This is a genomic window from Streptomyces griseoaurantiacus, from assembly GCF_036189845.1.
Taxonomy (GTDB): Bacteria; Actinomycetota; Actinomycetes; order Streptomycetales; family Streptomycetaceae; genus Streptomyces; species Streptomyces griseoaurantiacus.
Map to the genome: position 1 here is coordinate 3,674,588 of NZ_CP108326.1, position 19,730 is coordinate 3,694,317.

Genomic DNA, 19,730 nt, shown 5'->3' on the forward strand with positions numbered 1-19,730 from the left:
ACAGCCTGTGACCAGCCCATTCGACGTCCACCGGCTGTGCAGAAGAAAAACTTTCCCGCTCGGGCCAAGATCCTTGGCGTGGGCTGACGCCATGATCCTCCTCACCGTGCGATGTAAGGGTCTCAGGTGGCTTGCATCTGTTACCTGTGGACGATTAGATTGATGGCCATGACACATGCTCCAGCGGCGTCCCGCTCCCGTCGGCGACGTCATGACCGGGAGATCGTCGCCCTCGCCGTTCCGGCCTTCGGCGCGCTCGTCGCCGAGCCCCTGTTCGTGCTGGCCGACAGCGCGATCGTGGGGCACCTCGGCACGGCCCAGCTGGCCGGCCTCGGCATCGCCTCCGCTCTCCTCACGACCGCCGTGAGCGTGTTCGTCTTCCTCGCCTACGCGACGACGGCCGCCGTGGCCCGTCGGGTCGGCGCGGGCGATCTGCGTGCCGCCATCCAGCAGGGTATGGACGGCGTCTGGCTCGCCCTGCTCCTCGGCGCCGGCGTCATCGCGGTCGTCCTGCCCCTGGCCTCCCCCATCGTCGAGCTCCTCGGCGCCTCGGAGACCGCCGCCCCGTACGCGAGCACCTATCTGCGGATCTCCGCCCTCGGCATCCCGGCCATGCTCGTGGTCCTGGCCTCCACGGGTGTCCTCCGGGGACTGCAGGACACCCGCACGCCCCTGTACGTGGCCGTCGCCGGATTCCTCGCCAACGGCGCCCTCAACCTCGTCCTGGTCTACGGCGTGGGACTCGGCATCGCCGGTTCCGCCTGGGGCACCGTGATCGCCCAGTGCGCCATGGCCGTCGCCTATCTCTTCGTGGTGGTGCGCGGCGCCCGCAGACACGGAGCCTCGCTGCGCCCCGACGCCGCGGGGATACGCGCCTGTGCGCAGGCCGGGGCACCCCTGCTCGTGCGCACGCTCTCGCTGCGGGCGATCCTGATGATCGCCACCGCGGTCGCCGCCCGCCTCGGCGACGCGGACATCGCCGCACACCAGATCATCCTGTCGCTGTGGAGTCTGCTCGCCTTCGCCCTGGACGCCATCGCGATCGCGGGCCAGGCGATCATCGGCCGCTACCTCGGCGCGGGGGACACCGAGGGCGCCAGGGAGGCCTGCCGCCGCATGGTCCAGTGGGGCGTCGCCTCCGGGGTCGTCCTGGGGGCACTGGTGCTGGCGGGCCGCCCGCTGTTCCTGCCCCTGTTCAGCGGCGACGCGGATGTCCACCACGCCGCCCTGCCCGCACTGGTCATCGTGGCGCTGTCCCAGCCGGTCTCCGGCGTGGTCTTCGTCCTCGACGGGGTTCTCATGGGCGCGGGGGACGGGCCCTATCTGGCGAACGCCATGCTGATCACACTCGCGGTCTTCACGCCCCTGGCACTGCTCGTCCCCACCCTCGGCGGCGGCCTGACCGCCCTGTGGGGAGCGATGACGGTGATGATGGGCATGCGCTTGCTGACGCTGTGGCTGCGCTCCCGCTCCGGTCGCTGGATCGTCACGGGCGCGACCCGCTGACCGGCTCCTCGATTCCCCGGTTCTCCGGTTTCACGTGAAACAACGACACACACCACGCGTCGCCCACGCCACGCACCGGTCGGCTGACGCCGCGCCTCGGCACAGGACGACCAGGACCGGCACACGAACACCCGGCCGCCTCATGACAGTGGGGCCGCACCCGAAGGCGCGGCCCCACTCACCGCTGCGAGGAGCGGCTACAGCATGCGCGGCACTCAGGCCGCGACGACCTCGATGCTGACCTTGGCGGCCACCTCGGGGTGCAGACGCACGGACGTCTCGTGGGCGCCCAGCGTCTTGATCGGCGCGCCCAGCTCGATGCGGCGCTTGTCGACCTCGGGGCCACCGGAGGCCTTGATCGCCGAAGCGACGTCGGCCGGGGTGACGGAACCGAAGAGACGGCCGGCGTCGCCCGAGCGGACGGCCAGACGGACCTTCACGCCCTCGATCTGAGCCTTGAGCGCGTTGGCCTGCTCGACGGTCTGGATCTCGTGGATCTTGCGAGCACGACGGATCTGCTCGACGTCCTTCTCGCCACCCTTGGTCCAGCGGATAGCGAACTTCCGCGGGATCAGGTAGTTACGGGCGTAGCCGTCCTTGACATCGACGACCTCGCCCGCGGCGCCGAGGCCGGAGACCTCGTGGGTGAGGATGATCTTCATGAGTCGGTCACCCTTCCCTTATCGCGCGGTGGACGTGTAGGGCAGCAGCGCCATCTCACGGCTGTTCTTCACAGCCGTGGCGACGTCACGCTGGTGCTGCGTGCAGTTGCCGGTCACGCGGCGGGCACGGATCTTGCCGCGGTCGGAAATGAACTTCCGCAGCATGTTCGTGTCCTTGTAGTCCACGTACGTGACCTTGTCCTTACAGAATGCGCAGACCTTCTTCTTCGGCTTGCGCACAGGCGGCTTCGCCATGGTGATTCTCCTGTGTGATCAAGAAGTTGGGGTGTGCCCCGCCTCCGACCGCAGGACCCGTGGGTCCGGGGTCTAGAAGGGAGGCTCGTCCGAGTAGCCGCCACCGCCGCCGGAGCCGGAGCCGCTGCCGCCGCCCCAGCCGCCGCCACCCTGGTTGCCGCCGGCGGGAGCGCCGCTGGCCCAGGGGTCGTCGGCCGGAGCACCGCCGCCGCCCTGCTGGCCGCCGCCGGGGCCACCGCCCCAGCCGCCGCCACCCTGGCCGCCGCCACCGCCCTGACCGCCGCCGCCGTAACCACCCTGGCCACCGCGGCCGGAGGTCTTGGTGACCTTGGCCGTGGCACTGCGCAGGCTGGCGCCGACCTCGTCGACGTCGAGCTCGTAGACCGTGCGCTTGACGCCCTCACGGTCCTCGTAGGACCGCTGCTTCAACCGGCCCTGCACGATCACGCGCATGCCTCGCTGGAGCGACTCGGCGACGTTCTCCGCCGCCTGACGCCAGACCGAGCAGGTGAGGAAGAGGCTTTCGCCGTCCTTCCACTCGTTGGTCTGACGGTCGAAGGTGCGGGGAGTGGACGCGACGCGGAACTTCGCGACCGCCGCACCGGAGGGGGTGAAGCGCAGCTCGGGGTCGTCGACGAGATTGCCGACGACCGTGATGACGGTCTCGCCTGCCATGGGTGAACCTCTCGGCGGGTTTGCTGGTGCTGCTACTCGAATCCCGGAACCGACCGAGCCGGGTGGCTCAGTGGGTCTCGGGGCGGAGGACCTTGGTCCGGAGGACCGACTCGTTCAGGTTCATCTGGCGGTCGAGCTCCTTGACGACTCCGGGCTCGGCCTGGAGGTCGATGACCGAGTAGATGCCCTCGGGCTTCTTCTTGATCTCGTACGCGAGACGACGACGGCCCCAGGTGTCGACCTTCTCGACCTTGCCGCCGCCATCACGGACGACGGAAAGGAAGTTCTCGATCAGCGGGGAGACCGCGCGCTCCTCGACGTCGGGGTCGAGGATGACCATCACCTCGTAGTGACGCATGTGGAACCCACCTCCTCTGGACTCAGCGGCCACGGTCGTTCCGTGGCAGGAGGGTTGCGATGCGTTGGCACCGATGTCCGTGAGTAAACCAGGCCCCACTGACAATCGGGGCCCGCTCGGTGGAAGCGGCCGGACCGCGGCCCGGCCCACATCGGCGCAGAAGCTATAGCCTACCCGCCCACCGCCGTACGGTTGAAATCCGGCCGTGAGGGCACGCAATCTGTACACATCGGGCTGTCCAGGACGAAGGCGCTCCGTGTCTTCGGCAGGAGGTTTCCCATGGCACAGATCATGCGACCCGCCAGGCCCCGCAACGGACTGCTGGCCACCGACGGCAAACCGCATCCCCTCCAGGACACGCTGCTTGCCGTGACCCTGGTGCTCGGCGTGATCTCCCTCGTCACCGCCGGCTTCCCCGGTCTGCACGTGCTGACCGCGTGCACGGGCCTCGTCGGTGTCCTGACCGGCGGATACGGCCAGTTCATCTCGGAGACCACGCGGCAGCGCTTCGGCCTGGTCATCGGCCTCGGCGCCGCTGCGATCGGCCTGTACTTCGGCATGGCCCACGGCGGGTTCGCCGGGGAGTTCAACGGCTTCGTCGGCGGCTGAGCCACCGGCGGACCGGACCTGACCGGACCGGGGCGCGCCGCGCCGCCACGAGCGGCGGGCCGCGCCACGGACCCGTACGGCCCAGTGCCAGACGGGGCGCTCGACGGGCGCAGTAGGCTTCGGCGCGAGAGCCGGAGCCCCTGACCCCATGGGGACACACCAGCCCGAGGAGCGCCCCGACATGAGCCTGACCCTGAGGACGATCAGCCGCGAGCAGCATCTGGCGTACATGCAGAGCCTGCCCTCGGCGAGCCACATGCAGGTTCCCGCCTGGGCGGACGTCAAGGCGGAGTGGCGGTCGGAGAACCTCGGCTGGTTCGACAAGAGCGGTCAGCTCGTCGGCGTCGGGCTCGTCCTCTACCGCCAGCTCCCCAAGATCAAGCGGTATCTGGCGTACCTGCCCGAGGGTCCGGTGATCAACTGGTACGCGCCGAACCTGGACGACTGGATCCAGCCGATGCTGGCCCACCTCAAGCAGCAGGGCGCCTTCTCCGTGAAGATGGGCCCGCCGGTGATCATCCGGCGCTGGGAGGCGGCGTCCATCAAGCAGGGCATCCAGAACCCGGACGTCAAGCGGCTCCGCGACATCGAGGCGGACCACATCGAGCCGCGCGCCTTCGAGGTGGCGGACAAGCTGCGCCGCATGGGCTGGCAGCAGGGCGAGGACGGCGGGGCCGGCTTCGGCGACGTGCAGCCCCGCTACGTCTACCAGGTCCCGCTGGCCAACCGGTCGCTGGAAGAGGTGCACAAGAACTTCAACCAGCTCTGGCGCCGCAACATCAAGAAGGCCGAGAAGGCGGGCGTCGAGGTGGTCCAGGGCGGTTACCACGACCTGGAGGAGTGGCAGCGGCTGTACGAGATCACGGCCGTGCGCGACCACTTCCGGCCGCGGCCGCTCTCGTACTTCCAGCGCATGTGGACGGCCCTCAACAGCGAGGACCCCAACCGCATGCGGCTGTACTTCGCCCGGCACAACGGGGTGAACCTCTCCGCGGCGACGATGCTGATCGTGGGCGGCCACGTCTGGTACTCCTACGGAGCCTCGGACAACATCGGCCGCGAGTTCCGCCCGTCCAACGCGATGCAGTGGCGGATGCTGCGGGACGCCTACGCGCTCGGCGCGACCGTGTACGACCTGCGCGGCATCTCCGACTCGCTGGACGAGACCGACCACCTGTTCGGCCTGATCCAGTTCAAGGTGGGCACCGGCGGGCAGGCGGCCGAGTACCTCGGCGAGTGGGACTTCCCGCTCAACAAGCTGCTCCACAAGGCGCTGGACATCTACATGTCCCGCCGCTGACTTCCCCCGGCGCCCTCCCCTCCGCAGGGCGGGTCCGCCACAATTTCACCCCTGGGTCTCTTCGGGGTCCCTCGTACCTCTGACATCTCAGCCATCTCAGCCACGAGAAAGGTTCCGGGACCGGCCATGGCGCTCACGCTCTACGTCGACACCGCGCGCTGGCGGGCACACCAGAAACACGTGCAGGACCAGTTCCCGGGGCTCGTCCCCGTCTGCAAGGGCAACGGGTACGGCTTCGGGCACGAACGGCTGGCCGAAGAGGCCACCCGCATGGGCTCGGACATCCTCGCCGTGGGCACGACGTACGAGGCGGCCCGCATCAAGGACTGGTTCGGCGGCGATCTGCTGGTGCTGACGCCGTTCCGCAGGGGCGAGGAGCCCGTGCCGCTGCCCGACCGGGTCATCCGCTCGGTCTCCTCGATCGACGGGGTCTACGGACTGGTCGGCGCCCGGGTGGTCATCGAGGTGATGTCCTCGATGAAGCGGCACGGGGTGAGCGAGCAGGACCTGCCCCAGCTCCACTCCGCCATAGAGAACGTGCGGCTGGAGGGCTTCGCCATCCACCTGCCGCTGGACCGCACCGACGGCTCGGACGCCGTCGAGGAGGTCATCGGCTGGATGGACCGGCTGCGCGCGGCCCGGCTCCCGCTGCACACGATGTTCGTCAGCCACCTGAAGGCGGACGAGCTGGCGCGGCTGCAGCAGCAGTTCCCCCAGACCAGGTTCCGGGCCCGGATCGGCACCCGGCTGTGGCTGGGGGACCACGAGGCGACGGAGTACCGGGGCGCCGTCCTGGACGTGACCCGCGTGGCCAAGGGGGAGCGCTTCGGCTACCGGCAGCAGAAGGCGGCCACCGACGGCTATCTCGTCGTGGTGGCGGGCGGTACCTCGCACGGGGTGGGGCTGGAGGCGCCCAAGGCGCTGCACGGCGTCATGCCGCGGGCCAAGGGCGTCGCGCGGGCCGGGCTGGCGACGGTCAACCGCAATCTCGCCCCGTTCGTGTGGGCGGGCAAGCAGCGCTGGTTCGCCGAGCCGCCGCACATGCAGGTCTCGATCCTCTTCGTCCCCTCGGACACCACGGAGCCGAAGGTCGGTGACGAGCTGGTGGCCCATCTGCGGCACACCACGACGCAGTTCGACCGGATCGTGGACCGCTGAGGCGCACGACCCCGCAGGGCGCTCCTGGCGCCCTCAGGACACTCTGAGCCTTCCAGGGACCCGCGGAGCGCACTGGACGCCGTGAGGCCGTACACGACTCGTGTACGGCCTCACGCGCGCCCGAAACCCTGTGGCCCGGTGTTCGCTCAGAGCGAACTCCGCCCCGCCGGGGAAGCACCGTCGGCACCCCACTCCACCACGGGCCCCTCGAAGCGGGCCGGCTCCTCGTACTCCGGGCGGGCCGCCGGGCCGAGGACGAAGACGTCCGGGGCCCCGTCGAGGACACCGCCGGAGGGATCGTCGTCCCCGCTCCGCCGTACGACGTCCCGCTCCGGCAGCCAGATGTCGCGGACGACCACCGCACACAGGTACAGCGTTCCCAGCAGATGGACGGCGACGGCGAGCTGATAGCCCTCCGTCGGGAGCCCCTTGTGGGCGTCTCCGCTCGTCGTATAGGCGAGGTACATCCAGATGCCCAGGAAGTAGGCGACCTCGCACGCCTGCCAGATCAGGAAGTCCCGCCAGCGCGGCCGGGCCAGGGCGGCGAGAGGGACCAGCCAGAGCACGTACTGCGGTGAGTACACCTTGTTGGTGAGGATGAAGGCCGCGATGATCAGAAAGGCCAGCTGGGCGAAGCGGGGTCGGCGCGGGGCGGTCAGCGTCAGGGCGGTCAGGCCGGCGCAGATCAGCACCATCAGGACCATGGCCCAGTTGTTGGCCGTGTCCGGGCTGATCGCGATGTTCCACCGCTGGGAGACGATCAGGAAGATCGAGCCGAAGTCGACGCCGCGGTCGTGGCTGAAGCGGTAGAACTTCGCCCACCCGTCCGGGGCCAGCAGCAGCACCGGAACGTTCACCACCAGCCAGGCCGCGACGGCACCGCCCAGCGCCGTCCCGTACGCCCGCCACCGGCCCGCCCGCCAGCAGAGGATCAGGAGCGGCCCGAGGATCAGGAACGGGTAGAACTTGGCGGCCGTGGCGAGCCCCAGCAGCACGCCGAACGCGAGGGCGCGGCCGCGCGACCACATGAGCATCGCGGCCGCGAGAAGGGCCACGGCCAGCAGGTCCCAGTTGATGGTGGCGGTCAGCGCGAAGGCCGGCGCGAGCGCCACCAGGAGCCCGTCCCAGGGGCGCCGGCGGTGGGTCCGCACGGTGCACACGGCGATGACCGCGGCGCACACCATCAGCATTCCGGCGTTGACGAACCAGTAGAACTGCTCCTGGTGCTGCATGCTGCCGTCGCCGGGCGTCAGCCACGCGGCGACCTCCATGAACACTCCGGTGAGCACCGGGTACTCGAGGTAGTCCATGTCGCCGGGGAGCTTGTCGAAATACGGCACGAGCCCGTCGGCGAAGCCGCGCCCCTGGTACAGGTGCGGGATGTCCGAGTAGCACGCGTGCGTGTACTGGGAGCTGGCGCCGAAGAACCATCCACTGTCGTAGCAGGGCAGCTTCTGCACCATGCCGAGGGCGAACATGCCGAGGGCGACGAGGGCCACGACCCGCACGGGCGTCCACCAGGACGTCCCGAGCAGGGCGCGCCGCCCGAGGGGCCCGCCGAACAGCTCACTGCCTAGCGCGGCGACCTCGTCCTCCTTGGTCGGCCGCACCACATCCGGCTCGTACTCGACGGCTGGCGTCGTCTCTCCGCTGGGCATGCCGCACATCCTGCCGTACGCGCCGGGGAGCGCGCGGGGAGGCGGGTGATCCCGTCATGACGGCGCCCCTTCGTATGTTTCACGTGAAACATACGAAGGGGCGCGAATCAGCGACTTTCGCCGGCGTCACCCGGCGCGGAGGGCGCCTGAGCCGGGAGGGGTCTCAGTTGCTTCCCCCGAAGAAGCCCCCGCCGCCGCCGTCGTCCTCCTCGCCGCCGTTGCCTCCGTTGCCTCCGTTGGCGTTGCCCCGGGTACCCCCGGGCTCGGAACTCGACGTCGAGGACGGGGACGAGCCTCCGCCCGGCCCACCGCCGGGGCCTCCGTTGCCCTGGCCACCGTTGCCGTTTCCGGCGTCCGTGCAGCCCTGGAAGAAGTTGCAGCTCTGCGTCGAGGACGGGTTCGGCGGGGGGCTGCTCGTGGTGGCCGGGGGACTCGTCGACGGGCTGCTCTCCGGGCTCTTGCTCGGAGAGGCCGGCGGGCTGGTCGTCGCTTCCGCGTTGACGACCTTGCCGATCGGCAGCGCCTCCGGGAAGGACTGCGCGGGCTGACCCTCGAGGGCCTTCAGCATGTAGTCGTGCCAGATCTGGGCCGGGAACGAGGCACCGTGGATCTTCTTCTCGCCACCCGTGCCGTACATCTCGAGGAACTCGCGATTCTTGTTGTTCTCGTCGTCGTCCAGCCGGTACATCGAGATCGCGGTGGACAGCTGCGGCGTGTAGCCGACGAACCAGGCGGACTTGTTGCCGTCCGTCGTACCGGTCTTGCCCGCGACCTCGCGGCCGGGGAGCTTCGCCGAGGTACCGGTGCCCTTCTCGACCACGGTCTTCAGCACGTCGGTCACGTTGTTGGCCACGTTCGGCGTGAAGGCGTCGACACTCTTGGCCTTCTTGGCGTGGTCGTAGACGATGCCGTCCTTGCTCTCGACCTTCTCGACCGAGTACGGCTCACGCTGCTTGCCGCTGTCCGCGAAAGTGGCGTAGGCACCGGCCATGCGGATGGCGCTGGGGTCCGAGGTACCGATGGAGAAGGAGGGGAAGTTCGAGCTGGCCAGACTGCTCTTCAGCACGCCGGCGTCCAGGGCCGACTCCTCGACCTTGTCCAGCCCCACGTCCATGCCGAGCTGGACGTAGGCGGAGTTGACGGAGAGCCGCATCGCCTCACGGAGGTCGATCTGGAACTTGGGCGGAGTGCCGACGGAGTCACCGCCGTCGTTGGTCTGCAACCACTCCTTGCCCTCCTTGTCCTTCCACACCTCATGGTTGTACTCGAGGATCTTGAACTTGTTCTTGCCGCTGTACAGGCTCTTGGGCGAGACCACCGTGCGCTCGTCCTGCGCCTGCTCCGGATCGCCGTCCGGGTCGCGCACGCCCCACTTCATCGCGGCGGCCAGGACGAAGGGCTTGAAGGTCGAACCCACCTGGGCACCGGTGACGTCGGCGTTGTTGGTGAAGTGCTTGGTCGCGTTCACACCGCCGTAGATGGCCTTGATCGCCCCCGACTTCGGGTCGACGGAGGCACCGCCGAACTGGACGTGCGTATCGGTGTCGGGGCGCAGCTTCGGCTTGATCTTGGCCTTCTGCACCTTCTTGACCGCGGTCTCGAGTTCGTCGACCTTCTTCCTGTCGAAGGTCGTGTGGATCGAGTATCCGCCCTGCTGGAGCTGGTTGCTGGTGATGTCGGTGTTCTTGAGCACCGAGGCATTCGCCAGGTCCACGAGGTAACCGATCTGGCCGCTCAGCGCGGTGTTCGCCCTCGGGTTCTTCACCTTGGGGAGCTTGGTGTACTTCGCCCGCACGGACTGCTCGAGATGGCCGTACTCGACCATCTTGTTGAGCGTGTCCTGCATCTGGCCGAGGGCCCGCCGGGTGTTGGCCTTGGCTGTGGCGGCCGGGTCGATCGCGACGGCGCCGGCCGGGTCGTAGTAGGTGGCGCCCTTGAGCATCGCGGAGAGGAAGGCGCACTGGCCCGCGTCCAGGTCCTTGGCGTCCTCGTCGAAGTACGCCCGCGCGGCCGCCTGGATGCCGTAGGCACCCCGGCCGTAGTAGGCGGAGTTCAGGTAGTCGGCGAGGATCTTGTCCTTCTTGACGTTCGCGCCGACCTTGACCGAGATGAAGATCTCCTTGAACTTCCGGGAGACCGTCTGCGAGCGGTCGTCCAGCAGGGCGTTCTTCACGTACTGCTGGGTGATGGTCGAGCCGCCCTGGGTCTCACCGCCCCTGGCCATGTTGAACAGCGCGCGGCCGATGCCCTTGGGGTCGATGCCGTTGTCGTCGTAGAAGGTCTTGTTCTCCTGCGAGATCACCGCCCAGCGCATCTCCTTGGGGATCTGGGAGAAGTTGATGATCTGGCGGTTGGTCTCACCACCGGTGGCCACCATCTGGGTTCCGTTGGCCCAGTAGTAGACGTTGTTCTGCGCCTTCGCCGTCTTGGCGACGTCCGGCACGCTCACCATCGCGTAGCCGATGCCGGCGACGGCCACCATGCTGCCGACGAAGCCGATGAAGCAGCCGGTCATCAGCTTCCAGGAGGGCACCCAGCGGCGCCAGCCGTCCCGGCCGGCCCGCGGGTAGTCGAGGAAGCGCCTCTTGCCGGGGTCCGCGCCCCGCCCCCGGCCGCGCCCGGGACCGCTCGGGCCACCCGGGCCACCCGATCCGCGGCGGCCACCGCCGCCGCCCGCTCCGTGGCCGCGCCCGGCGCCCTCGGCCGCTCGGCGCCGGCCGCCGCCTCTCTGCGCGGCCCGCCGCGCCTCGGCACGGCTGCCGTACTGACGCTCTTCACCTCCCCACTCGGGGGAGTCGGACGGAGATCCGGTGGCGCCTCGCGGTGCCGCGCGGCGACCGGAGGACGCCGACTGACCGCGTCGGGCCGCGGCACGTCCGCCACCTTGCGGCTGCGGCGGTTTGCGACGGTGCTCGCTCATCGAACGATTACTCCTCGGGCAGGCGCACCCGTGCGCGCCTGGAAACGGCGGCTGGTTTCCGGTCCCCCCGAAGTACGGATGCGGTCGCTCACGCATTCACCCGTACTGCACCAAGGGCGAGGACGTCCCCGTCCGTCCCTCGGTTCCCGGCGGTCTGCATGGCGCACAGACTACGCACCGTCAAAACCCGCCGAGGTTCGAACTTCACCCCAAACCCGGCAGGTTGCCCCTCACGAATCAGTGATGTGACCCCGTTCACCGTGTTCCCTCTTGTCGCAGTCGCGGGAGCGTTCTATCGTCGTGATGTATCGAGTCGATACATCAGCACGACATAAAGACGTGCTGGGGACCTGCGTGAGAGGGAGGAGGCGACGATGAGCCGGCGTGCCGGGATCCTCGAGTTCGCCGTACTCGGCCTGCTGCGCGAGTCCCCGATGCACGGCTATGAGCTGCGCAAACGACTCAATACATCACTGGGTGTGTTCCGTGCGTTCAGCTACGGCACGCTGTATCCCTGTCTCAAGACGCTGGTCGCGAACGGCTGGTTGATCGAGGAGCCGGGAGTCGCGGCCGACGGCACGCCTGCCGCCCCCCTCACGGGGCGGCGCGCCAAGATCGTTTACCGGTTGACGGCGGACGGCAAGGAGCACTTCGAGGAACTGCTCTCCCAGACCGGACCCGACGCCTACGAGGACGAGCACTTCGCCGCGCGCTTCGCCTTCTTCGGCCAGACCTCGCGGGACGTGCGCATGCGCGTCCTGGAGGGCCGCCGGAGCCGGCTGGAGGAACGCCTGGAGAAGATGAGCGCCTCCCTGGCGCGCACCCGGGAACGCCTCGACGACTACACCCTCGAGCTCCAGCGCCACGGGATGGAATCCGTGGAGCGCGAAGTGCGCTGGCTGAACGAGCTCATCGAGAGCGAGCGGGCAGGGCGGGTCCTGAAGGATTCCGCCTCCTCGGGACCCGCTCAGCAGAACACAGGATCCGGCTCGTCGGGCGGCCTGCCCCGGCGCGGTGACAGCACCGCGCCGGATACGTCCGACGACACCGCCATGTGAGCCCCGACCGGGGATTCACCGAATACACACAGGGAGCAACCGGAATGGGTTCGGTTCGCGTAGCCATCGTCGGCGTGGGCAACTGCGCCGCATCGCTGGTGCAGGGCGTCGAGTACTACAAGGACGCCGACGCGGCGTCCAAGGTGCCTGGGCTGATGCACGTCCAGTTCGGCGACTACCACGTCCGCGACGTCGAGTTCGTCGCCGCGTTCGACGTGGACGCCAAGAAGGTCGGCCTCGACCTGGCGGACGCCATCGGCGCCTCGGAGAACAACACCATCAAGATCTGCGACGTCCCCAACTCCGGTGTGACGGTCCAGCGCGGACACACCCTCGACGGCCTCGGCAAGTACTACCGCGAGACCATCGAGGAGTCCACCGAGGCCCCGGTCGACATCGTCCAGATCCTCAAGGACAAGCAGGTCGACGTCCTGGTCTGCTACCTGCCCGTGGGTTCCGAGGACGCGGCGAAGTTCTACGCCCAGTGCGCCATCGACGCCAAGGTCGCCTTCGTCAACGCCCTCCCGGTCTTCATCGCCGGCACCAAGGAGTGGGCGGACAAGTTCACCGAGGCGGGCGTCCCGATCGTCGGTGACGACATCAAGTCGCAGGTCGGCGCCACCATCACGCACCGCGTCATGGCGAAGCTGTTCGAGGACCGGGGCGTCGTCCTGGACCGCACGATGCAGCTGAACGTCGGCGGCAACATGGACTTCAAGAACATGCTCGAGCGTGAGCGCCTGGAGTCGAAGAAGATCTCCAAGACCCAGGCCGTCACCTCCCAGATCCCCGACCGGGACCTGGGTGCGAAGAACGTCCACATCGGCCCCTCGGACTACGTCCAGTGGCTCGACGACCGCAAGTGGGCCTACGTGCGCCTCGAGGGCCGCGCCTTCGGTGACGTTCCGCTGAGCCTGGAGTACAAGCTCGAGGTCTGGGACTCCCCGAACTCCGCGGGTGTCATCATCGACGCCCTGCGCGCCGCGAAGATCGCCAAGGACCGCGGCATCGGTGGCCCGATCCTTTCGGCCTCCTCGTACTTCATGAAGTCCCCGCCGGTCCAGTACTTCGACGACCAGGCCCGGGAGAACGTGGAGAAGTTCATCTCTGGTGAGGTCGAGCGCTGAGGCTCACGCCCACACGCGTCGCCGAAGGTCCCCGGGGCACCGTCCCGGGGACCTTCCCCGTATGTGAGGCTGTCCCCCATGCCCGTCCTCCCTGACCTGCGCGTCCTGCTGCGTCTCGGGGACTTCCGACGCCTGCTCGCGGTGCGGCTGCTCTCCCAGGGCGCCGACGGCGTCTACCAGGTCGCGCTCGCCACCTACGTCGTCTTCTCACCGGAGAAGCAGACCTCCGCCGCCGCGATCGCCGCCGCGATGGCCGTGCTCCTGCTGCCCTACTCCCTCGTCGGCCCCTTCGCCGGCGTCCTGCTCGACCGCTGGCGACGCCGCCAGGTCTTCCTGTACGGCAATCTGCTGCGGGCCCTGCTCGCCTGCGGGACGGCGGTACTGATGGTGAGCGGGGTGCCCGACTGGCTCTTCTACGCCTCCGCGCTGTGTGTCACCGCGGTCAACCGCTTCGTCCTCGCGGGCCTGTCCGCGGCACTGCCCCGCGTCGTCGACGCCGAACGCCTCGTGCTGGCCAACTCACTCTCCCCGACCGCCGGCACGCTCGCCGCGACCGCGGGCGGAGGCCTCGCCTTCGTACTGCGCCTCGCCGTCTCCGACTCCGACGTCGCCGTCATACTGCTGGGCGCCCTCCTCTACCTGGGCGCCGCCCTGGTGTCCCTGCGCATCGCTCCGACGCTCCTCGGTCCCGACGGTGCGGCGGTACACCCCCGGCTCCGCCAGGCGCTCGGCGGCACCGCACGGGGTCTCGCCCTGGGCGTACGCCATCTCCTGGAGCCCGAGCGCAGACCCGCCGCCCGGGCGCTGACCGCGATGACACTCATGCGGTTCTGCTACGGGGCGCTGACGGTCATGGTGCTGATGCTCTGCCGGTACGCGCTCGCCGACGACACCGACGAAGGGCTGACTCTGCTCGGCCTGGCCCTGGGAGCGTCGGGCGCGGGGTTCTTCGCCGCGGCCGTGCTCACCCCGTGGACGGCCGGCCGGCTGGGACCCGGGCGCTGGATCGTCGCCTGCGCGGCCGGGGCGGCGGTCCTGCAGCCCGCGCTCGGTCTGCCCTTCGCCACCGCTCCGATGCTGGTGGCGGCGTTCGTCCTCGGGCTGACCACCCAGGGGGCGAAGATCGCGACGGACACGATCGTGCAGTCCTCCGTCGACGACCGCTTCCGCGGCCGGATCTTCTCGGTCTACGACGTGCTGTTCAACGTCGCCTTCGTCGGCGCGGCCGCACTGGCCGCGGTGATGCTGCCCTCCGACGGCCGCTCGGCCGCGCTCGTGGTGCTGGTGGCACTGGTCTACGGAGTGGTTGCTGCCACTATGGCCCGTTTCACCCCTCAGTAAGTGTCACATCAAAGCCACAGTCCCCTTTCCGACTTCGCAGTTGTCAGTGGGGCCGGATAGCTTACGGACGTCTTATTTCGCGCCATGCGCATGGCAGGTTCCGCCACGGAGCGCCTTCGCGCGTGGTTTCTTCATCAAGGGGGACCCCCAAGTGACCGTTCCGCCGCCGCCCCAGGGCCAGAACCCCTACGCCCAGACGCCCACCGCTCCCACGGGGCAGCCGGCCGGACAGCCGGGAGTTCCTCCGCAGCAGCCCGGGCAGCCGGGCGTTCCGCCGCAGGGACCCTACGCGCCGTTCCCGCAGCAGCAGGGCGGCCCCGTGCCGCCCGCACCCACGCCGCCGACCGGCCGGGGCGGCAAGAAGGCGCTGAAGATCATAGGCGGCGTCGTCGTGGCCGTGCTCATCATCGGCCTGAAGTTCGGGGCCGGCTGGGGACTGGGCTGGCTCTTCGGGCGCGACGACGCCGAGACGACGTCGGTGGGCAACTGCATGCACAACGACGGCACCCAGACCAGCCCCGACCTCCAGGAGGTCGACTGCTCCTCGGACAAGGCCCAGTACGAGGTGGTCGAGAAGTTCGGCGGGTCCAAGGACAGCAGCAAGTGCGAGGACGTCAAGGACGCGACGATCTCCTACATCCAGTACGGCAACGGCCACGACGTGGTGCTGTGTCTGAAGGAGACCAGCTGACGCGGAAGCCGGTCCACGTCGGCCGGTAGGACGGAGGGGCGATGTTTCACGTGAAACATCGCCCCTCCGTCGTGTGGCTGCACGAGGAGGGCGGGTCATGTTTCACGTGAAACATGACCCGCCCTCTTGTCGCCGGCTTCAGTTCTGCGCGCTCCACCACTCCTTGAGCGCGGCCACCGCCTCGTCGTGTTCCATCGGACCGTTCTCGAGGCGCAGCTCCAGCAGGTGCTGGTAGGCCTTGCCGACGACGGGCCCCGGTCGGACACCGAGAATCCCCATGATCTGGTTGCCGTCGAGGTCGGGACGGATCGAGTCCAGCTGCTCCTGCTCCTGGAGCTGCGCGATGCGTGCCTCCAAGCCGTCGTAGGCACGCGAGAGCGCGGTCGCCTTCCGCTTGTTCCGGGTCGTGCAGTCAGAGCGGGTCAGCTTGTGCAGGCGCTCCAGCAGCGGGCCGGCATCCCGGACGTACCGCCGGACCGCCGAGTCCGTCCACTCACCAGTGCCGTAACCGTGGAAGCGGAGGTGCAGCTCGACGAGTCGGGAGACGTCCTTCACCAATTCGTTGGAGTACTTGAGCGCCGTCATGCGCTTCTTGGTCATCTTCGCGCCCACCACCTCGTGGTGGTGGAAGGAGACCCGGCCGTCCTGCTCGAACCGGCGCGTCCTCGGCTTCCCGATGTCGTGCAGCAGCGCCGCGAGCCGCAGCGTCAGATCAGGGCCGTCCTCCTCCAGCGCGATCGCCTGCTCCAGCACGATCAGCGTGTGGTCGTAGACGTCCTTGTGCCGGTGGTGTTCGTCCCGCTCCAGTCGCAGCGCCGGAAGCTCGGGCAGCACGTACTGGGCGAGGCCGGTCTCGACGAGGAGAGTGAGGCCCTTGCGCGGATGTGCGGAGAGGAGCAGCTTGTTCAGCTCGTCCCGGACCCGCTCGGCCGAGACGATCTCGATCCGTCCGGCCATCTCCTTCATGGCCGCCACGACCTCCGGGGCCACCTCGAAGTCGAGCTGCGCGGCGAAGCGCGCCGCGCGCATCATCCGCAGCGGATCGTCGGAGAACGACTCCTCGGGGGTGCCTGGCGTGCGCAGCACCCGGGCGGCCAGATCGTCGAGGCCGTGGTGCGGGTCGATGAACTCCTTCTCGGGCAGTGCGACCGCCATCGCGTTGACCGTGAAGTCACGCCGGACGAGGTCCTCCTCGATGGAGTCGCCGTAGGACACCTCCGGCTTGCGCGAGGTCCGGTCGTAGGCCTCCGAGCGGTAGGTGGTCACCTCGATCTGGAAGCGCTGCACGGTGTCCCCGACCCGGGCGTCCTTCTGCACGCCGACCGTCCCGAAGGCGATCCCGACGTCCCACACCGCGTCCGCCCAGGGGCGCACGATCCGCAGTACGTCCTCGGGACGGGCATCGGTCGTGAAGTCCAGGTCGTTGCCGAGCCGGCCCAGCAGGGCGTCCCGTACCGAGCCGCCGACGAGGGCCAGGGAGAACCCCGCCTCCTGGAATCGACGGGCGAGGTCGTCGGCGGCAGGGGAGACCCGCAGCAGTTCACTGACCGCGCGGTGCTGCACCTGGCTCAGGGCACTGGGATTGTCTGTGTTGGCGTTCGGCACAACAGCAAAGAGTACGTGTCCCCGCCTCTCCACTGCTCCTCCGCACAACCCGCACAGAACGCATGAACCAGGTACAGCCCGCACTTCACGGGAAGCCCTCGCATACCCGCACATGCGGTGCGGGGGACCGCTTCCGATCGATCTTGCCCACCGGTCCGCGGCACTTCCCTCCCGCGAGCATCGTTACCATGCGTGGACGCACAATCCGACGACCACTGACGATGACGAGGGACGGGCGAGCGCGTGGCCGAGGCGGCAGACTTCCCGGGGACAGCTCCCTCACCTGCCCGCCGCCGTCTGCGGCGTGTCCTGGCGCTGGTCACCGGGGCGCCCCTGCTGGCCGGTGCGTGCCTGCTGCCGGCCCAGGGGACCGCACAGGCCGCCCAGAAGGCCTCCCCGGCGCAGGCGAGCGGTTCCCGCACGGTGGACGTCTCGCTGGACGCCCTCGCCCCTTCCGCGCCCACCGAGGGCGACACCCTCACCGTCTCCGGGACCCTCGTCAACAACGGCAAGCAGCCGGTCACGGACGCCCGCGTGGGGCTGCGTGTAGGCGCCTCCATGAGCAGCCGCACGGCGATCGAGACGGCCGCCAGGACCACGGGCTACCAGCCGGGTACGGACGGCATGGAAGTCACCGGCTCCTACGAGGAGGAGTTCGACAAGCTCAGCCCCGGGGTCGCGCAGCACTTCACGCTCTCCCTCCCCGTCTCCAAGCTGCATCTCGGGGCCGACGGCGTCTACCAGCTCGGCGTCTCCCTCTCCGGCCGGACCGCCGCCGCGCCTTATGAGCAGGTGCTGGGCATCGAGCGGACCTTCCTGCCGTGGCAGCCCGACGAGGCCGACACCAAGACGAAGACCACGTACCTGTGGCCGCTCATCTCCTCCGTGCACCTCACCGCCGAGACCGCCTCCAACGAGCAGCAGAACCCCGTCTTCCGCGAGGACGACCTGCTCAAGGAGATCTCCCCCGGCGGCCGGCTCGCCCGGATGGTCTCCCTCGGCAAGGACCTCGACGTCACCTGGGTGATCGACCCCGACCTGCTGGCCTCCGTCGACGCGATGACCGACGGCTACCAGGTCGAGGGCGCCGACGGCACGCCCACCGCCGGTCGCGGGCAGAGCACCGCCAAGCAGTGGCTGGCGGCGCTGGGTGAGGCGGTCCAGGACAAGGAGGTCGTCGCCCTCCCCTTCGCCGATCCCGACCTGGCCTCTCTCGCCCACAACGGCAAGAACGTGGCCGGCACCCTCAGCCACCTCAAGGACGCCACGGACGTGGCGGCCAGCACCGTGGAGACCGTCCTCCACGTCACCCCCGACACGGACTTCGCCTGGCCCGTGGAGGGCGCGCTCGACCCGTCGATCGTCAGGGTCGCCACCTCCGCGGGCGCCGACAAGGTGATCGCCCGCAGCGACACCTTCCGGGAGAGCGAGGGGCTCACCTACACCCCCGGCGCCGCCCGTCCCATCGGAGGCGGCACCACGGCGGTCGTCACGGACGCCGCGCTCTCCACCGCCTTCCAGAGGGACATGTCCCACGCCGAGAACTCCAGCCTCGCCGTGCAGCAGTTCCTGGCACAGAGCCTGATGATCGGCCTGCAGGACCCCGGCAAGCAGCGCAGCATCGTCGTCGCGCCCCAGCGCATGCCCACGGCGAGCCAGGCGGAGACGATGGCCCAGGCCCTGGCCACGCTCCAGCAGAGCACCTGGTCGCAGGCGCAGGACCTCTCCGACGCCGCCGACGCCAAGGCCGACCCGGCCGCCAGCACCCGTGTCCCTTCCGCCTCGGCGTACCCCTCCTCCCTGCGCAGGAAGGAACTGCCGAAGTCGGCGTTCGAGGACGTCGAGAGCACGCAGAGCCGGCTGAACAAGTTCACGGCGATCCTCACCTTCCCGGAACGGGTGGCGACTCCCTTCGGCCGCGCCCTGGACCGGGGCGCCTCGACCTCCTGGCGCGGCAGGAGCGGGCAGGCCGCCGGCTTCCGTGACGGAGTGGCCGCCTCGCTCGGGGTGCTGGTCCAGCAGGTGCGGCTGATCGAGAAGTCCGACGCCAGCCTCTCCGGGCGCAGCGCCACGATCCCGGTCACCGTGCAGAACCGCCTGCTCCAGGGGGTCGACCACCTGGTGCTGCGGCTGACCTCGGCCAACCCGACCCGTATGCGGATCGGCGAGGGCGCCTTCGAGGAGCAGCGCGTCACGGTCGCCGCCGGTCACAGCCAGTCGGTGAAGTTCACCACCTCCGCCAAGGCGAACGGCCGGGCCGCGGTGGTGGCGCAGCTCTACACCGAGGACGGCCAGGCGTACGGTCCCGCGGTCACCTTCGACGTGAAGGTCACCGAGGTCACGCCGACGGTGCTGCTCGTCATCGCCGGCGGTGTGCTGCTCCTGGTGCTCGCCGGTTTCCGCATGTACACCCAGCGCAAGCGGGCCGCCGCCCGACAGGCGGAGGAGGCCGGCGCCGACTCCGCGGGTGAGGATCTGAACGACGACGGCTCCGGGACCGTAGACACTGAGAGCACCACAGGCAGCTCGCACGACAGCGCGCAGACGGACACCGGGAACACCGAAGACACCGAGGACGGACGCGGGAGCGGACACCCCGAGGACCCGGAGGGCACGGAGGGTCCAGGCGACTCCGCGGACTCGGGGCACAATGCGGGGCAGCCGGCCGCGGAGTCCGGACCGGACACGGGCCCGGAGCACGCGGGTGAGCGGTCGCCGGACACCGCTTCCGGGAACGCCGGCCCGTCCGCCACGGGTGAGAGAGTGGACCGTTGAGCGATGTCGTGGCCGGTGGGCCGGGGACGATG

At 69.4% G+C, this 19,730-nt stretch carries 16 protein-coding genes; 9 read left to right on the forward strand and 7 right to left on the reverse strand.

The window, feature by feature from the left end:
* Window positions 1-168: 168 nt before the first annotated feature.
* On the forward strand, window positions 169-1,506 hold the full coding sequence (locus tag OHB09_RS16400) for an MATE family efflux transporter (RefSeq protein ID WP_319351624.1): 1,338 nt from the start codon (window positions 169-171) through the stop codon (window positions 1,504-1,506).
* A 215-nt stretch (window positions 1,507-1,721) separates the two neighbouring features.
* Here OHB09_RS16400 and rplI read toward each other — a convergent pair whose 3' ends face one another.
* The 4 genes from rplI to rpsF all read right to left on the reverse strand — a co-directional run bounded on the left by rplI (window position 1,722) and on the right by rpsF (window position 3,456).
* Window positions 1,722-2,168: a 50S ribosomal protein L9 gene (gene rplI / locus OHB09_RS16405; RefSeq protein ID WP_006141324.1), complete on the reverse strand. Its 447-nt coding sequence runs from the start codon at window positions 2,166-2,168 to the stop codon at window positions 1,722-1,724.
* 18 nt (window positions 2,169-2,186) lie between these two features.
* Window positions 2,187-2,423, reverse strand: a complete 237-nt coding sequence (gene rpsR / locus OHB09_RS16410; RefSeq protein WP_003949403.1) for a 30S ribosomal protein S18 — start codon at window positions 2,421-2,423, stop codon at window positions 2,187-2,189.
* A gap of 72 nt (window positions 2,424-2,495) precedes the next feature.
* Window positions 2,496-3,098: a single-stranded DNA-binding protein gene (locus OHB09_RS16415; RefSeq protein WP_006141323.1), complete on the reverse strand. Its 603-nt coding sequence runs from the start codon at window positions 3,096-3,098 to the stop codon at window positions 2,496-2,498.
* Between the two features lie 67 nt (window positions 3,099-3,165).
* A complete protein-coding gene (gene rpsF / locus OHB09_RS16420; RefSeq protein ID WP_006141322.1) occupies window positions 3,166-3,456 on the reverse strand; it encodes a 30S ribosomal protein S6 in 291 nt (96 codons plus the stop codon).
* A gap of 279 nt (window positions 3,457-3,735) precedes the next feature.
* On the opposite strand from rpsF, the gene OHB09_RS16425 reads away from it, so the two are divergent.
* The 3 genes from OHB09_RS16425 (at window position 3,736) to OHB09_RS16435 (ending at window position 6,523) form a co-directional block, all read left to right on the forward strand.
* Window positions 3,736-4,065: a hypothetical protein gene (locus tag OHB09_RS16425; RefSeq protein ID WP_006141321.1), complete on the forward strand. Its 330-nt coding sequence runs from the start codon at window positions 3,736-3,738 to the stop codon at window positions 4,063-4,065.
* Between the two features lie 181 nt (window positions 4,066-4,246).
* Window positions 4,247-5,365 (forward strand): lipid II:glycine glycyltransferase FemX, encoded by a 1,119-nt coding sequence (locus tag OHB09_RS16430; protein ID WP_006141320.1) that lies wholly within the window; start codon window positions 4,247-4,249, stop codon window positions 5,363-5,365.
* A gap of 126 nt (window positions 5,366-5,491) precedes the next feature.
* Complete coding sequence (locus OHB09_RS16435; RefSeq protein ID WP_006141319.1) at window positions 5,492-6,523, forward strand: alanine racemase; 1,032 nt, start codon at window positions 5,492-5,494, stop codon at window positions 6,521-6,523.
* A 146-nt stretch (window positions 6,524-6,669) separates the two neighbouring features.
* On the opposite strand, the gene OHB09_RS16440 is transcribed toward OHB09_RS16435, so the two are convergent.
* A complete protein-coding gene (locus OHB09_RS16440; RefSeq protein WP_191854372.1) occupies window positions 6,670-8,190 on the reverse strand; it encodes a glycosyltransferase family 87 protein in 1,521 nt (506 codons plus the stop codon).
* 154 nt (window positions 8,191-8,344) lie between these two features.
* The gene (locus tag OHB09_RS16445) at window positions 8,345-11,101 is read right to left on the reverse strand and encodes a transglycosylase domain-containing protein (RefSeq protein WP_191890343.1); all 2,757 of its coding nucleotides are present in this window, start codon (window positions 11,099-11,101) and stop codon (window positions 8,345-8,347) included.
* Between the two features lie 374 nt (window positions 11,102-11,475).
* On the opposite strand from OHB09_RS16445, the gene OHB09_RS16450 reads away from it, so the two are divergent.
* The 4 genes from OHB09_RS16450 to OHB09_RS16465 all read left to right on the forward strand — a co-directional run bounded on the left by OHB09_RS16450 (window position 11,476) and on the right by OHB09_RS16465 (window position 15,318).
* Window positions 11,476-12,159 carry a PadR family transcriptional regulator gene (locus OHB09_RS16450; RefSeq protein WP_006141315.1) on the forward strand — a complete coding sequence of 228 codons (684 nt, stop codon included), beginning with the start codon at window positions 11,476-11,478 and terminating at the stop codon, window positions 12,157-12,159.
* A gap of 44 nt (window positions 12,160-12,203) precedes the next feature.
* The gene (locus tag OHB09_RS16455; RefSeq protein WP_006141314.1) at window positions 12,204-13,286 is read left to right on the forward strand and encodes an inositol-3-phosphate synthase; all 1,083 of its coding nucleotides are present in this window, start codon (window positions 12,204-12,206) and stop codon (window positions 13,284-13,286) included.
* A 78-nt stretch (window positions 13,287-13,364) separates the two neighbouring features.
* Entirely contained in the window at window positions 13,365-14,627 is a 1,263-nt protein-coding gene (locus OHB09_RS16460) for an MFS transporter (RefSeq protein ID WP_328922165.1), read from the forward strand.
* 151 nt (window positions 14,628-14,778) lie between these two features.
* On the forward strand, window positions 14,779-15,318 hold the full coding sequence (locus OHB09_RS16465) for an LppU/SCO3897 family protein (protein ID WP_006141312.1): 540 nt from the start codon (window positions 14,779-14,781) through the stop codon (window positions 15,316-15,318).
* A 138-nt stretch (window positions 15,319-15,456) separates the two neighbouring features.
* On the opposite strand, the gene OHB09_RS16470 is transcribed toward OHB09_RS16465, so the two are convergent.
* A complete protein-coding gene (locus tag OHB09_RS16470) occupies window positions 15,457-16,923 on the reverse strand; it encodes a CCA tRNA nucleotidyltransferase (RefSeq protein ID WP_191853939.1) in 1,467 nt (488 codons plus the stop codon).
* A gap of 243 nt (window positions 16,924-17,166) precedes the next feature.
* Between OHB09_RS16470 and OHB09_RS16475 the strand changes: the two genes are divergently transcribed.
* A complete protein-coding gene (locus tag OHB09_RS16475; RefSeq protein WP_328922166.1) occupies window positions 17,167-19,698 on the forward strand; it encodes a DUF6049 family protein in 2,532 nt (843 codons plus the stop codon).
* Window positions 19,699-19,730: the final 32 nt, after the last annotated feature.